Origin of the sequence: Nitrospirillum viridazoti CBAmc (assembly GCF_000730165.1) — a bacterium.
Classification (GTDB): domain Bacteria; phylum Pseudomonadota; class Alphaproteobacteria; order Azospirillales; family Azospirillaceae; genus Nitrospirillum; species Nitrospirillum viridazoti.
In genome coordinates this window covers 392554-406859 of sequence record NZ_CP022111.1, presented here as the reverse complement: position 1 = coordinate 406859, position 14306 = coordinate 392554, and the positions used below count along the sequence as shown (strand labels likewise).

The following is a 14306-nucleotide window of genomic DNA, read 5'->3' as shown; positions in this document are numbered from 1 at the left end:
TGGACGCCACGCTCACAGGGTGATCCGCATTTCCTTCACAGTCGCCTTGGACGCGCCGCGCCAGGCCGTAACCTCGATTTCCACCTTGTATTGAAGGGAGCCGAGCGGCGGACAGGTCATGGTCAGCGTGGGGTTGATCCCCCGCATCCGGCTTCCGTAGGCGGCCATGACGGTTTCCACATCGTCCGGGAACTGCACGAAAACCCGCGCGGCAACCACATCCTCCAGCGTCGCGTCGACAGCCGCCAGCGCGCCTTCGATATTGCTCAGCGCCTGCAGGGCCTGTTCTGCCGGATCATTGGACAGCACCTTGGTGCGCGGGTTCCGGCCGGCTGTGTTGGACACGAAGATCAGATCGTCGACGGCGACCAAACGCGAGTAGCTGCCGTGTTCCTCGAACTTATTCCCGGTCTTGATCTTGATGACATCGGGCATCTCAAGCTCTCCATGCGATATGAGGTGTATGGGTAGGGGGGATTTGCGGCGGGTGGCACGGGGGGGGAGTCATCGCAGGGCGGGCTCGTCCCACAGGCGCAGGCTCACGCCGATTCCGTTGGCCAGGGCGTTGCGGTAGACCCGCGTGCCCCAGGCGACGTCTTCCACGGCCATGCCGCCGACCGACAGGATGATGATCTCATCATCGTTGCGGCGGCCGGGGGCATCGCCCGCGGCAATCCTGCCGAGATCCTCAAGCTGCCCGCGCGCGATGCGGCCTTCGTCCACCAAATCGAAGAAACGCACGCCCACCGCCGGGATAAGGTTATGGACCGGCTTGGGATTCTCTTGCTGATAGGTTTCGTAAAGGCCGGCGAAATCCAGCACCTTCCGAATTTCCGGAGCCTCCATCCCTTCGTCGATATTGCAGGGCGCGGGCATCGACAGAAAGGTCCCCGGGCTGACCCAGTCGCGCTTGACCGTCGGGTACTTGGATGGGTCACCCGTCGCGACCGACGCGCAGAAGGTGGCGATGTCGGAACCGCGCACCACCTCCTCATCGGTGTCTACCACCGTCACGGTGGTGACTTGCGGATAGGTCTGCTTCAGCCAGGCGAGGAAGGTGTCGATGTTCTGCTGCCCCCGCCCCTTCACCTTGACCGTATCGATGTGGGGGCAGGTCGCCATGAAAGCCGAAAGCGAGGTCTTCGCCATAACCCCCGGGCCCAGGATGCCGACCACCCGCGACTCTTTCCGTGCCAGATGCCGGGCGCCCACCCCCGGCACCGCGCCGGTCCGATAAGCCGACAGCAGGTTGGCCGACATCACGGCCAGGGGGGCGCCCGTGTCGGCATCATTGAGGATGAACATCAGGATGGAACGGGGCAGGCCCTTGCCGCGGTTCTCGATGTTCGAGCCGTACCACTTCATTCCCGCGGTCCGGAAGCTTCCCCCCAAATAGGCGGGCATGGCCATGAACCGTCGATCCGCCGTCGGTTTCGGCATGTCCGGAAAGGGCGAGTCCTCCGGAAAGACCACGATGGCGCCGTGCGAATTGCTGTCCGGCCCCGCCATGCGATAGTCGCCGACATGGAGCAGGCGGAACATTTCCTCCATGGTGTCGACACAGGCGGCCATATCGGTCACGCCCGCCCGGATCATGTCCGGTTCGGAAAGATAGATAAAATCGATCTTGGGCAAGGTGTTCATGATTCCAGCTCAGGAGAGGGGCGGGTTGCTGACGACCTGGACAGGCTCCGTAGCGGCGCGGCACCGCGGCGGCCTGAACTGGCGTCGATTGATGGAACCGCTCAGGACGGAAACGACCGCCGTCAGCATTTCCCCGAACCTTGCGATCACCGGCCGCCGTGGCTGGGAAGCGGTCCTGGTCTTGTGCGGACAAGGGCAATTTCAACGAAGGGGAAGAATGTGTAAATTGCAGGGGGGGACCGCTGCTTTGCAGAATCGGTCAGGGAAGGTTCCAAGAAATGCCTAAAACCGCTGCCGCATCGCCGAATGATGCCGACGCCGCAATGATCGATCAGCCGACGATCCGGGTGCTATTTCTCACCGCACTGTTGAACGTCCTCTCTGAGGTGGACGACCGCATCGATCCTTTGCTGCGGGACTATGGGTTTTTCCGGTCACAACTTGATAAGCCCTACGAACGCGTGCCTCTGCATCGCTACGTCGCGCTGCTGGAACATGCTGCCGCCAAGTTCCAGCGACCAGACCTTGGTCTTGAGATGGGGCAATCGTTCGGCCTCGCGGATCTGGGACCATTCCACGCCTTGCTACGCGCGTCCGGGACGTTGCGCGGCGCATTGGACTGTCTCACGCTGTTCCAGTCGCGCTTGCAGAGCAAAACCTCGTTCGACAGCCAAATCGGCCCCGACCGCACCACCTACAGCTATCGCATCGAGGACCCGCGGATCTGGCCCCGGCAACAGGACGCGGAATTCGCGCTTTCGGGATACGCCAACCTGGTCAGGCAACTGACGTCCGCAAAATGGTCTCCGGCCGAGGTTCATCTCGAACATCCGATCACCGGACGGGACGCGTTCCTCACGCGGTTTTTCCGAGCGCCGGTTCTGGGCAACCAAGTGGCCAACGCGCTGATCATCCGCAACGAAGACCTCGACAAGCCACTTGTGAGCGTGCTGTCTCCCGAGGATGAAAAACTCAAGTCCGTCCTGGAACGGCATCTGCTGGACCTGATGGGGCCGGCGGCCGCGCCGGGCGGAGGGCTGGTCGCCCTGACTAAGGATATTATCGCCCGCAGGCTGGGACGCGCCCGGGTCGATTGCGCCTTGGCCGCGGCGGAACTGAAGCTTTCCGAACGTTCCCTGCGCCGGCGCTTGATGGAGGAAGGAACCTCGTTCCGGGCGCTGCTTCAGGAGGCCAGGCAGGAGCGGGCAAGGCTGATTCTGGCGGCAGCCGATCTTCCGCTTTCCGTAGCGGCCGAACAGCTGGGATATTCGGACACGGCGACTTTCTCACGCGCTTTCAAGGACTGGACCGGCATTTCACCTGGTCGCTACTCGAAAAATACGCGATAGCCCCATCATGTGGCGGGGGCATGCCAATACGCCAATTCCCGGCGCAGGACCAACATGGCCAGCGACCGGAAAGCCCCAGGCCCAGCCTAGCCAGAATGACGCATTGCGGGGTTTTTGGCGCGTCATTAACAAAACATTTTTGAAAGGCTGTGATCCTTGCTGCTACCCTAGCAATTCCTCGCGATCGGCCGGCGACCGGCGCCGTGCCGGGGAGAGATTTCCGCAACACAAGGGGCAGGTGCGCGGCTGGGTGGCCGACGACGGGCCGTGATCGGATAAAAACTTGACCGATACAGAATGGAGCGAGGCGTGAAGGTTCCCCGGTCAGGTGATACCCCCGTTTCTGCGTCAGCGTTCGATGAGGAGGTGGCGAAATTCAGGGTCGCGCTGACAGCCGCCCGATCGGCCGCCCTGCTGCAGCTGTTCGATTTTCTGGTCGAGCGGTCCAATGACGAGCGCGCGCCGAAGGAGATCGAAATCGCCTTCGCCGTGTTTGGCCGAAACGACGCCCCGGGTGCGACATCGCAGTCGCTGGATTCCGGGGTCCGCGTCTATGTCCATCGGCTGCGAAAGCGGCTTCATGACTTCTACGCCGGCCAGCCGGGTCCCAGGTTGGAAATTCCCAAAGGCGAATACCGCATCGTCCTGGCCGTACCGCCCGGCAAACCCGACGGCCGCGCCCCGAGGCTGACGCCGGGGAATTGGGCCTGGCCGAAGCTGGGCACGCGGCCGCGGCTTGTCGTGCTCGGCGCGTTGTTGATCATGACCTTCAGCGGGCTTGCGTTCTGGTTCCCGGGGCCAGTGCATTGGGCAGAGCGAGGGGACCAGGAGCAATTGCGGTCGACGGCGTTCTGGCGACCGCTGGCGACGGACGAAACGGCGCAGCTGGTGGTGGGTGACGCTTTCATGGTCGCCGAAACGGAAGACCAGCGGGAAGTGCAGCGCATGATCCTGGAGCCCGGCATCCGCTCGCGCGACGATCTCGGGGCTTATCTGAAGACGCATCCCGATGCGTTCTACCGGCTTTACGACCTGGATCTGAATCTCGCACCGGCCGGCACGGTGGTCGCCGCCTGGACCGTGCAGAACGCCATCGCGCGATCCCGTCCGGACAATGCCAGCCAGATGCAGCTCGTCCCGGGGTCGAAACTCAGAGTCGACCTTCTGGGAACGGAAAACCTCGTCTACGTGGGGCGGTTTTCCGACCTGGGGCGCGTGGCTGCCTCAATATTCCAAACCTCCCACCTGCGACTTGGCGATTCCTATAACGAACTGGTTGATGCGACCTCCGGCAATCGATTTGCTGCCGATCTGGATGCCCTCCAGGAAAACAAGCCCGTGGTGGATTACGGCTATATCGCCAGCCTGCCCGGCCCCATGGGCAAACATATTTTCGTAGTTGCCGGGATCGGGGATGCGGCCGTGCAGAATATGGCCGGTCTTGTTTCCAATTCAAAGCAACTGCGGACCATCGAATCCCGGGCTGACATTCACGGGGACTATGAAGCCCTTTTCGAGATCCGCGTCGTCAATGGCGTGGCCCTCAGCCAACGTCCGGTTTTCGTGCGGGCGATCCGCTGAAGCGTCGGCGGCCGACCGCCCCCAACCTGGTATTGCGGATTTCCGGCGCCGAACCCGGGATATCCGGGTCCGGGTAATCCACTTGGACAAACCGCCTTTTTGCTTTAAACCTAAACTAAAGCGGAGACGGCTGGGCCAGCCGCGGCCAAGGGCCAGCGGATTCCTGTCATCCAGACGCACACATCCAGACGCACAAGAGTACACATGACTGCCGATAGCGAGACGAGTGACGAGCGCTCCCCCATCGGGGCGGGTTCCACGGAACTGCGCATGTGGGTTCGATTACTCGGCTGCGCCAAGATTGGCGAGAAGCGCCTGAGGCGCAATTTCGAAGAACAGTTCGACACCACGCTGCCGCGGTTCGATGTCATGGCCGCGCTTTACCGTGTCCCGGGCGGCCTCAGCATGGGGGCCCTGTCGCGGGCGCTCCTGGTCTCGAACGGCAACGTGACTTCCATCGTGCGCCAGCTGCAGGTGCAGGGGTTGGTGCAGTCGGCGGTTGACCCGCAGGACGCCCGCTCCGCGATCGTGTCCTTGACCAAGGCTGGACGGGCGCGGTTCCTCACCCTCGCCGAGGCCCACCACCAATGGATCGCGGATGTGTTCCGCGACTTCCCCCCTGAGCGGATGGCGACATTGCTGGAGCTTCTGACGGACCTCCGGTCGCTTCTTTCCAAAGAGAACTGACATGCCTTTCGAAACCACCACCCAGGTCCGCTTCGCCCACATCGACGCGGCCGGCATCGTCTTTTATCCACGCTATTTCGAGATGCTGAATGCGGCGGTAGAGGACTGGTGCGCGCAAGCACTCGGACAGGACTTCAGGACCCTGCATCTTCACCACCGCATTGGGGTACCGACCGTCAAGCTCGACGTCGAATTCGTCTCCCCCAGTGAACTTGGCGATGTGTTGACGATCTCCATATCCCCGCGTGAAGTCGGCCGCAGCAGTTGCCATCTGCACGTCGTGTTCAGCGGAGACGACCGGGTGAGATTGCAGGCCAATGTGGTTTTGGTCTGCATGGATCTGCAAACCCGTCGCGCGACCCCATGGCCCCAGGACATGCGGTCAAGCATTTTGGAGGGAATCGTTCACGCGGTCTAGCGCGCCCGGTTCCCGACCTCCAAAGGGTAACCGCCGCCCTGCTGCGGCGAGGGCGGCGGCGTCGGGGTCAAAAGGACGTACGATCAGAAAAGTATGTCCAACGTGAACCCGATCCAGCGGCCGACATAAATCACCGCCACCCATAATATGAGGGATGTCACCCCGGCCAACCGCGCGGCGGTCGGCGGTGGCGACACGCTGTCCCACACGGCGATGCGCCGATGGGCGGTCATATGGAAGATCACCATGTTGACGCCCGCCGCCAGCATCACCAGCATTTTGAGCTGGAACTGGGTGTTATTCGCATAAGCCGGGGCGTTCGCCGTGAAAAGCAGGCTTCCCGTCACCACAGCGAGGATAAAGGCCCCCCAGGTGAAGGGCAGCAGTTCGGCGATGAGCTTGTTGGCGCTTCGCCGGTGCGAGGCAAAGCCGAGCAGACGCAGATCGACTATCATGATCGTGCCGAAAACCAACGTGATGGCGACCACGTGCAGCGATTCAATGATGGGGAAGATGGCGGGGTTCTGGCGGATCCACAGGGAGAGGCCGGAATTCTGGATACTCTGCAGGACGGTTTGCAAGGACATGGTGCCCCCCTGGCTTAAGTCGGATAACGATCGCGTGCCATGTGGCTGGATCAGGTGTAGGCGATGAAACGGCCGCAAAAGATCACGGCCAGCCAAAGGCCCAGCGAAAGCCAGGCTGCGGACTTCGTCATGGTTGACCTGTCAGGGCCATTGTCAGCCGACTGGCGGTTGAGCAGCGGCTTTTGGAAAACCAGCGTCAGCACGAAGGCGAACAAGACCAGCGCCATCTTGGTCCAGAAAACCGCATTGTTCAGCGTGCGGCCCGGCTCGGCCACGATCAGCAGAAGGCCCGTCAGCAGCAGAACCGCCAAGGCGCACCACATCCAGGGCAGATAACGGCGTATGATCGTCGTGGGCGCCTCATCAGCCGCGAAGACGCCGGCCAGCCGCAAATTGGAAACCAGGGCCGAGCCGACCAGAACCGCGATGGAAAGGATATGAATGGCCTGGACCGTGGGAATGACCCAGACGGTCTCACGGATGGCGGCTGCGGCAGGCGTCGTGTAGAGCCACTGGCCGAATGCTTGTACAGACATCCCTCGATTTCCCCCTGATGGGTGATGGGCGACGCGGCGGCCAATGGGACGGGCCCCCGATGTTTCTCTGTCGATGACAGTCGCGCGGCGCCGCGTGGGGCGCGTAAGGACTATCCCGCTGCCAGGAATACCGCCATGCCCCACCATCCCGGCATGGTGAAACGGTTTGATACGGGAACAACACGCCATGAAACGGTAATGCAAACGGACCATACAGCGCGGGCTTTGGGGTGATGTCCGTACGATCAGCCTGCCGCACGCGAATGGATGAAAGCCTGCCCCTCCCTTACGCGACCAAGGCGATCACGCGCAGTGGACTCCCCGAACCGCCCTTGATCTTGAGCGGCATCGCCATCACCACCGCGCCGAAGGTGGGCAGCCGGTCGAGGTTGGTCAGGCATTGCAGGCCGAAGCGCCCGTTGCCATGCAGGATGGAGTGCGCCGGCAGGGGCTCATCGAAATGCGCGGCCTGCCCGGCGTCGGTGCCGACGGTTTCAACACCCAGGCCGACACAGTCGCGGTCATGCACCAGGAAGCGCATGGCGGTCACATCCGGCCCGGGTGAATGGGCGCCATCCTCCCTGAGGTTGAGATAGGACACGGTACCCACCCGCTTCGACCAGTCACTGCGCAGCAAAATCCAGTGCCGGGGCGGAATCGCGCCGTTACGGGCCTCCCAATCTTCAAGGAAAGCGCGGGTCAGGACGAAGTCCTCGTCGGCGGCGGCCTCCCGGCTGATATCAATGACCACTGCGGGGTGGATGAAGTCGTCGGGGTTGACCTCGTCCACCGTGCCGTTCGGCACATCGCGGCCCGTGATCCAATGCGCCGGCGCGTCGAAGTGCGTGCCGGTATGCTCGTTCATCGAGATATTGTTCCAGTACCAGGCGGGGCCGTTCCCGTCATAGCGGGAAACGGTTTCCATCCTGAACGGCTCGCATTGGCCGAACTCCGACGGCAGGACGATGACCGGAAAATCCGGTGACAGCGTATTGGTGAGATCGACGGTGCGGATCCGCCGTGAAGCGATGCCGGCGAGCAGGCCGGCAAGCGTTGGGTCCATCGCGATCATAGGTTCTTCTCCCTCATGTAAAGCGCGGGATCGGCCAGCCAACGGTCCATGGCGTCGACGGCGACATCACCAACGCATGAAACCTCCCGCCCCGCCTCCAGCGCCTCGATGATCGCCCGGGCGAGCCGCAGGGGCGCGACCTTGGGGGGCGGAGCCGATTGATGATCCTCGTCATCGCTGGGTCCGGTGAAGACCGACAGCACCCGAACCCCCACGGCGCGCATTTCGTGACGGAAGCTCTGCAAGAGGGAGTGCCGGGCCGCTTCACCGGCTGCATAGCCGGCGCAATCGGAATCGCCGGCCAGCGCCTGTGCGGACAGGAGGTCGACGAAGGCGCCGGATGGACGGCCCTGCAACAGGGGGGCGCTGGCCTGTGCCAGGCGCATGAACCCCAGAACGGCGATGTCCAGCATTCGCCGCTGCTCCACCAGGTTGCCGTCCGCGCTGACGCCACCGCCCCGCACCAGGCGTGCGGTGTTGATGACGATGTCCAAGGGCCCGGCTATCTTGCTCATGCATTCCGCGACCATGACCGGATCGGTCAGGTCAAGGGGGACCGGCTGAACCCGCGTCAGTCCCGACACGCCGTCTGACTGGTCCGCCACCCGGGCGGGTGGGGCCAGTCCGGCAACGATGTGGCCGGCGCCGGCCGCGTGCAGCGCGTGGACGACAGCGCGGCCGATCGCGCTGCGGGCGTCACTGACCAGGATCGTGCGGTCCTTCACCGGAACGACAAATTCGCGCCATTGCCGATCGCCCATGTCGGGTTCCCTTCCGGCGGGCAGGGCGAAAAGCGCCGCATTTCCGCCCCTGTCCAGCATCAACCGCATCTCAGCCCGTTCTCCCACCTTCAGACCGGCGTGCAGATGGGCAAGCGCCACCGGACCGGCATCCAATTCGACCTTGCCCATGCGCCAGGGCAGCTGGCCGCGGAAGTAAAGATCGGTCGAGACACGGATGATGGTTTCCGACAGCACGCGCGCCCCCCGGTCGCGGTCAGTCCATTGCAGCTCACCCCAGCAACGGGGACAGGCATCGCGCGGGGGATAGGTGACCTCGCCGCAGTCCACGCACCCCTGCAACACGAAGCGCCCCATGGCCGCCCTGGCGGACATTGCATGCATCGCGCGGCTGCGCGCACCTGGGGGGACGTGCCGTTCCTTGCGTCGGGCGAGCGGGTCGCGCTTCTCACGGTTCATCGGCATGCCTCGACAATGGCGGCGGCGGTGCACACGCCGCGGTCGTAGTTCACCAGGCCGAACCCGGATATCGCCGCGATATCGGCATCCGGCACTTGGGTCCCCAATGGCTGGCGCAGCACCTGGCGCAGCGCTTCCGTCACGTTCTGGAAACCACCCGCCGCCCCCGCCTGACCGAACGACAGCTGGCCGCCATTGGTGTTCAGCGGCAGGTCGCCGCCAATCTCGAAGGTGGTCGCCCGAATGAATTCCGCGGCCCCGCCTTTGGCGCAGAAGCCCAGATCCTCAAGCTGCATCGCCACGATCACCGGATAATCGTCATAAGCCTGAAGCGTATCGACCTCGGCCGGGGCGATCCCTGCCGACGCCCACAGGGAATCGGCATCCATCGCCCATCCCCCGCGCAGTTGCACCGGATCGTCCGGATAGGCGTTGTGCCGCTCGATCGTCGCCAGGATGCGCGCCATCTGCAGACCACGCCGCGCGGCGATCTCCGGGGTCGTCACAATGAAGGCTTCCGCCCCGGCGCAGGGCATCACGCAATCGAAGAGATGGACGGGATCGGAAATCGACCGCGCCCGCAGGTAGTCGTCCAACGTCAGTTCCCCGCGCTGAAGGGCGAGCGGGTTGGAGCGCGCATTGCGGCGCTGGGCGACACACAGCTTGCCAAAATCGTCGCGTGTGACGCCATAGGCGCGCATGTAGGCATCGGTGATAAGGGCGAAGGTCGCGTTCGGCCCGCCGAAGCCATAGGGATAAACGGCATCCTGGGAGAAACGCGAGAACGTCGCCAGGGTGTGCCGGAAACTGTCCAAGCGGTTGGTGTCGGCGGCCACGCAGGCGACGACATCCGCGTCACCGCACTGCACCGCGCGGGCGGCGCGGCGCAGGGCCATGACGCCACTCGCGCCGCCGGTCGGAATATGGTCCAGCCAGCGGGGGGAGAGGCCCAGATGCTGGATCAGGCCGACCGCCGTGTCCGGCATCGCCGAAAAGCTGGCGAAGCAGAAGCCGTCGATATCGGCCGGGCCGAACCCTGTCGCTTCGGCAAGAGACCGCATCGCCCGCCCAGCCCACCAGTGGGCAGGCTGGCTGGAATAGCGCTGGTAAGCCACCGTCACCGGCGCGCAGAGGACGACACCATCGTAGGAAGCTTGGGCGCGGGTCATGTTTGCCGCCGCTTCAGCGCGCGCGTATCGAAGAAGGCGCCCCCGTCCATTTTCTCGGCAACCAGCGCCTTGAGCGCCGCCCGCAGGATCTTCTCCGTCGGGGTCCGCGGCAATTCCGTCACGAAAGCGACCCAGCCCGGCACCTTGTAGTAGGCCAGCTGACCCAGGCTCCACCGCACTATTTCCTCAGCCACCCCCCTGCCCGCTTCGGTAGCGGGCGTTACGATCAGCGCCGCCACCTCATCGCCGCGCAGGTCGTCGGGTGTGGCGGCGACGGCCGCCTGCTTCACCAGCGGATGCTTCATCAGGACCGCCTCCACCTCGACCGCGGCGATGTTCTCGCCAGAGCGGCGAATGACGTTCTTTTTGCGATCCACGAAATGGAGATCGCCATCGTCATCGCGGGAAACGATATCGCCAGTGTGGAACCAGCCGCCCTGCCAGGCTTCCTGTGTCGCCCCGGGATTTTTGAGATATTCCTTGAAGAAACCGTAACCTGGATTGTCCCCCGCCCGCCGGACGAGCAACTCGCCCGGCGCGTTGGGGGCGGCCTCCCCACCCGCGTCGTCGATAATGCGCACCTCGACATCCCCCGTCGGCCGGCCGAAACAGTTGGTGCCGATCTTGCGCGGCGCATGGCTGGCGCAAATGACGCCGCCGCTGCCCGTCTCGGTCATCGCCCAAGCCTCGATCAAGGGAAAGCCAAAGCGTTCCTCAAAAGGCGCGTGAAGTTCGCGGGGCGTGCCGGCACCGAAGCCGAAGCGTACCGAATGATTCCGGTCCTGATCGCTTGCCGGCGCCTTCATCAGCATGGATGGCATGACCCCAAGGTAATGCAGGCAGGTCGCACCGCTGCGTCGCACGGAATCCCACCAAGTGGTGGGATGGAAGCGGTCCAGGATGGTCAGGCACCCGCCAACGGTGATCATGGCCAGCACCGATACAGCCATCGCGTTCATATGGAACACCGGCAGGGGGGTAAGCATGCGCTCCAGCCCAGGGCTCAGCGAAATCAGCCCCCCAACATCGCGATACCAGTCACCGGAATGGAGGAAATATTCATTGGCCAGCACGCAGCCCTTGGGATCGCCGGTGGTGCCGGATGTGTAAAGCAGGGCCGCCTCCGTGGATCGATCCGGAGCCGTCAGGTCAGGTGCCGCCCCCGGGAATTGCGGGAGCGGTTCTTGCGGTAGCAGCGTGACCATGCCGCTGCCAATGGCCTGTGCCGCCGCGGCCACCTCCGCCCGCCGATCCTGCAGAACGAAAGCGGCATTCATTTCCGAATGGCCGATCAGATATTCGAGTTCGCTGCGCCGCAGGTCGGGATTGATCGGCACCACCGAAGCGCCAAGCCCATTGGCCGCGAACCAGATCTCGATGAAGTCCGGCCTGTTTTGCAGCAGAAGACCGATCCGGCTGCCCTTGCCGAACCCAGCGGCGCGCAACGCCTTCTGCCGCGCCCGCACCCGCTCCAGCATGACGGCATAGGTGATCTCCCCGGCGTCGATGCCATATATCTCCGCCGTTTCGGGAAGCACGTTCAGGAAAGGGTTGCCCGGATATTTGCCGGCCGCCGACACGAACCTCGAAAAGACAGTTTCGCTGCTCACAACACCCTCACTCAAACAGGCGCGCAGCCTGATGTCGATGCACCGGGGCTTATGGGCCCATGTGTACGAATTACTATTTTAGGCCTAAACTTTTTAGATTCAGGCCTGCGGGCCTGGTCCGGGAATCGCACCGGCGAAGACTCTCTCCCTGCCTGCGGGCGCCTCTTCAGGATCCAGTTGGGCCAGCGGCGCGGAACCCGTCGAGCGGTACTCGCCGTCGCGATTCCAGCCTGCTGGCCATGGTGCTTTTCACCACCGGCCATTCGTCATTCGAGACGCTGAAGACGACCACGTCGCCGAATGTGCCATCGCCCATGGGGATCACGCGGCGCAGCATCCCGTCCTGGCGCGCCCCCAAACCGGCGATAGCGCGCCGTGACGGCAGGTTGCCTTCATATACGAGGAATTCGACCAGTATGCAGTTCAGCACGTCGAACGCGAAGGACATGAGCAGGAGCTTGGTCTGAAGGTTGGCGATGCCCTTGCGATGGGGCGCAGCGTACCAGGTGAAGCCAATCTCCAACTTCCTGCGCCATGGATCGAACACCCGGAACCAGCTGGTACCGATCGGTTCCCCCGTCTCCAGGCACACGGCGAATGGAAAGCTCCGCCCCGCCCGCAGATCGTAAATCGCCCGGCTGACATAGACCTTCATGTCGTCTGGCCTGGGAACGAAGCCCATGTCCCATTCATGGTCGGTCGCGGTCGCCGCCGCCTCGGTCAAGCCCGCGACATGATCCAGGGACAGCGGCTCAAGCCTGATGCCACCGCCCTGCAGGTTCCTGATGCCCTCCGGCCATGCCCACGACATTCAACGAGCCTCCTGAAGCGTCACAGGGTGTGTTCAATATAATAAACAATATATGTAAATTTACGTCATTGTCTCATAAATGATCCACTGCGTGCCACCTTTCAGAAATCATCCGGCCTTGCGATCGGGACCAGACGCGCAGCATCCGCTGGCAGCAGATAGCCTTGCTTTTCGGAAAGCACCTTCGCCGCCTCGAACTTGCGGGCATATGCGGCGAAGTTGCCGTAGAGCGATCTCAACATGTCCCGCGCATAGGGCACCTTGGTGTCGTAGACCATGCCGCAGCCGGTCTCCTGGTCGGTGAGATAGGCCGCCGCAGGGACCTCGACCCAGGCGGGCCGCACGCCCCCCACCATGTTCCCGGTTCGCGCGTCCCGCGCGATGCCCCGCCCCTCCCGCTTGAAACGGGGGGCCCTGGGCATCGGGCGGCCCTCGCGAACCCAGCGGTCCATGTCGTCAAAAAGGGCGGACACGATCATCTGCGCGGGTTCGTCATAGAGATGGCGACAGCGCGGGTCCGACTCCTTGCCCACATCCGCCGGCAAATCCTCAATTTCCTCGGTTCCCAAATCGGCAAGGCGCAGGTGGGAAACACCGGCAACCTCGTAATAGCGCAGGCGCGGCCGGTCGCTGTCGACCGGCACGTCGATCTGTTCAATCGCGTCGTGCATGGCTTCCGATTGACTGTAGACAACCACGAACGGGGCATCGTCCGGCATGTGACGGGGCACGCGGATGGCATCACCCCCAACCTCACCGAAGGACATCTTGCCCGTCATATAAGCGTCGATCAGGGGCCGACCGTCCGGCATGCGCCACTGCTGGTGCCGGCCTTGATCCAGATAGTCCATCCAGACCTGCGCCGTGACCGCCCAGCTGTCGACATAGACCCGCCTTACCTCCAGCCCCCGCATCGGACCATCCGCAAGATTTGACTTCAGCGCCAAAGCAAGCTGAGCGCCTATACCCTGGGACTGCGGAACGAAGGGATCGGCGTGACCGCCCCGTTGGAACCGCGCGGGATCGTAATACGTCCCGAGAGAGGCGTAGCGCGCGTAGTCGAACCGGCGCATGAAGTCGAGGTTGAGGTCCTGCGGTTCCGGATCGGGCCGCCAATCGGGATCGGTGGTGGTCTTGGGATCCTGCGCGGGCTTGTTGATGTTGAGGGTGTATCCCACCCATGCGTAGCCCTGCCGGATCAGATAGTCCTTGGTCAAAATCCAGCCCGCCCCGCGCTCGCCGATCCAGGTGAAAGGCTCCATCACCACGGTGCCGTTGAACTTCCTTGGATCCTTGGGCTTACGCACCAGAATGCGGGTGATATAGGGGACCTGGAAAAGGGTCGCTCCCTGCGCTGTGATCGCGGGGGCGACGCCCGACATATAATACTCCTCCTCGGCATAGCCGCTCCCGTCGAGATCGATATATTCGGTCCCGGGGTTGGTGACCCGCAGCGCCGAGGAAAGGGGCGGCTGGTCGCTCGGCGGCACCGGAATGATCGTCGGCATTGCAGGCACCTCTCCCGACGCGCCGCAGGCCCAGCCGGCAAGCATGAGGAAAGCCAGGAACCCCATCCTCCAGGGGACATCCTCCAGGAAAGAAAGCCGGCGGCGCATCGTCCACGCGCTCACGTCCGGACAGCC

The 14306-nt window shown here is 63.5% G+C and carries 14 protein-coding genes; 4 read left to right on the top strand and 10 right to left on the bottom strand.

Annotated elements, in window-relative coordinates; translation table 11 throughout:
- Positions 1-12 precede the first annotated feature (12 nt).
- Positions 13-435, bottom strand: a complete 423-nt coding sequence (locus tag Y958_RS15270) for a Rid family hydrolase (RefSeq protein ID WP_088872909.1) — start codon at positions 433-435, stop codon at positions 13-15.
- A gap of 69 nt (positions 436-504) precedes the next feature.
- Entirely contained in the window at positions 505-1644 is a 1140-nt protein-coding gene (locus Y958_RS15265; protein ID WP_088872908.1) for an ornithine cyclodeaminase family protein, read from the bottom strand.
- Positions 1645-1922: 278 nt separating this feature from the next.
- Here Y958_RS15265 and Y958_RS15260 point away from each other — a divergent pair, with 278 nt between their 5' ends.
- From Y958_RS15260 to Y958_RS15245, 4 genes are all read left to right on the top strand, one after another.
- The gene (locus tag Y958_RS15260; protein WP_088872907.1) at positions 1923-2993 is read left to right on the top strand and encodes an AraC family transcriptional regulator; all 1071 of its coding nucleotides are present in this window, start codon (positions 1923-1925) and stop codon (positions 2991-2993) included.
- A 309-nt stretch (positions 2994-3302) separates the two neighbouring features.
- Positions 3303-4574, top strand: coding sequence for a hypothetical protein (locus Y958_RS15255; RefSeq protein ID WP_145727587.1), 1272 nt, complete (start codon positions 3303-3305; stop codon positions 4572-4574).
- Positions 4575-4778: 204 nt separating this feature from the next.
- Positions 4779-5261: a MarR family winged helix-turn-helix transcriptional regulator gene (locus tag Y958_RS15250; RefSeq protein ID WP_040843198.1), complete on the top strand. Its 483-nt coding sequence runs from the start codon at positions 4779-4781 to the stop codon at positions 5259-5261.
- A 1-nt stretch (position 5262) separates the two neighbouring features.
- On the top strand, positions 5263-5679 hold the full coding sequence (locus Y958_RS15245; RefSeq protein WP_088872905.1) for an acyl-CoA thioesterase: 417 nt from the start codon (positions 5263-5265) through the stop codon (positions 5677-5679).
- Positions 5680-5762: 83 nt separating this feature from the next.
- Here the strand turns inward: Y958_RS15245 and Y958_RS15240 are convergent, their stop codons facing one another.
- The 8 genes from Y958_RS15240 to Y958_RS15205 all read right to left on the bottom strand — a co-directional run bounded on the left by Y958_RS15240 (position 5763) and on the right by Y958_RS15205 (position 14294).
- A complete protein-coding gene (locus tag Y958_RS15240; protein ID WP_040843200.1) occupies positions 5763-6266 on the bottom strand; it encodes a DUF6644 family protein in 504 nt (167 codons plus the stop codon).
- Positions 6267-6316: 50 nt separating this feature from the next.
- Positions 6317-6802 carry a DUF6644 family protein gene (locus Y958_RS15235; protein WP_040843202.1) on the bottom strand — a complete coding sequence of 162 codons (486 nt, stop codon included), beginning with the start codon at positions 6800-6802 and terminating at the stop codon, positions 6317-6319.
- 286 nt (positions 6803-7088) lie between these two features.
- The gene (locus Y958_RS15230) at positions 7089-7874 is read right to left on the bottom strand and encodes a cyclase family protein (RefSeq protein WP_244909530.1); all 786 of its coding nucleotides are present in this window, start codon (positions 7872-7874) and stop codon (positions 7089-7091) included.
- Positions 7871-9073, bottom strand: a complete 1203-nt coding sequence (locus Y958_RS15225; protein ID WP_088872904.1) for an SDR family NAD(P)-dependent oxidoreductase — start codon at positions 9071-9073, stop codon at positions 7871-7873. The genes Y958_RS15230 and Y958_RS15225 overlap by 4 nt, the downstream gene beginning before the upstream one ends.
- Positions 9070-10242 (bottom strand): thiolase family protein, encoded by a 1173-nt coding sequence (locus Y958_RS15220; RefSeq protein ID WP_088872903.1) that lies wholly within the window; start codon positions 10240-10242, stop codon positions 9070-9072. The genes Y958_RS15225 and Y958_RS15220 overlap by 4 nt, the downstream gene beginning before the upstream one ends.
- On the bottom strand, positions 10239-11852 hold the full coding sequence (locus tag Y958_RS15215; RefSeq protein WP_088872902.1) for an AMP-binding protein: 1614 nt from the start codon (positions 11850-11852) through the stop codon (positions 10239-10241). Before Y958_RS15215 ends, Y958_RS15220 begins: the two co-directional genes overlap by 4 nt.
- Before the next feature lie 166 nt (positions 11853-12018).
- Positions 12019-12663 (bottom strand): GNAT family N-acetyltransferase, encoded by a 645-nt coding sequence (locus Y958_RS15210; RefSeq protein WP_088872901.1) that lies wholly within the window; start codon positions 12661-12663, stop codon positions 12019-12021.
- A 101-nt stretch (positions 12664-12764) separates the two neighbouring features.
- The gene (locus tag Y958_RS15205) at positions 12765-14294 is read right to left on the bottom strand and encodes an alpha/beta hydrolase domain-containing protein (protein ID WP_244909529.1); all 1530 of its coding nucleotides are present in this window, start codon (positions 14292-14294) and stop codon (positions 12765-12767) included.
- Positions 14295-14306: the final 12 nt, after the last annotated feature.

Coding starts and splice junctions, on each gene's coding strand:
- Y958_RS15210 (WP_088872901.1), bottom strand. CDS start 12,663: ATGTCGTGGGCATGGCCGGAGGGCATCAGGAACCTGCAGGGCGGTGGC.
- Y958_RS15220 (WP_088872903.1), bottom strand. CDS start 10,242: ATGACCCGCGCCCAAGCTTCCTACGATGGTGTCGTCCTCTGCGCGCCG.
- Y958_RS15225 (WP_088872904.1), bottom strand. CDS start 9,073: ATGAACCGTGAGAAGCGCGACCCGCTCGCCCGACGCAAGGAACGGCAC.
- Y958_RS15250 (WP_040843198.1), top strand. CDS start 4,779: ATGACTGCCGATAGCGAGACGAGTGACGAGCGCTCCCCCATCGGGGCG.
- Y958_RS15270 (WP_088872909.1), bottom strand. CDS start 435: ATGCCCGATGTCATCAAGATCAAGACCGGGAATAAGTTCGAGGAACAC.
- Y958_RS15265 (WP_088872908.1), bottom strand. CDS start 1,644: ATGAACACCTTGCCCAAGATCGATTTTATCTATCTTTCCGAACCGGAC.
- Y958_RS15260 (WP_088872907.1), top strand. CDS start 1,923: ATGCCTAAAACCGCTGCCGCATCGCCGAATGATGCCGACGCCGCAATG.
- Y958_RS15245 (WP_088872905.1), top strand. CDS start 5,263: ATGCCTTTCGAAACCACCACCCAGGTCCGCTTCGCCCACATCGACGCG.
- Y958_RS15240 (WP_040843200.1), bottom strand. CDS start 6,266: ATGTCCTTGCAAACCGTCCTGCAGAGTATCCAGAATTCCGGCCTCTCC.
- Y958_RS15230 (WP_244909530.1), bottom strand. CDS start 7,874: ATGATCGCGATGGACCCAACGCTTGCCGGCCTGCTCGCCGGCATCGCT.
- Y958_RS15235 (WP_040843202.1), bottom strand. CDS start 6,802: ATGTCTGTACAAGCATTCGGCCAGTGGCTCTACACGACGCCTGCCGCA.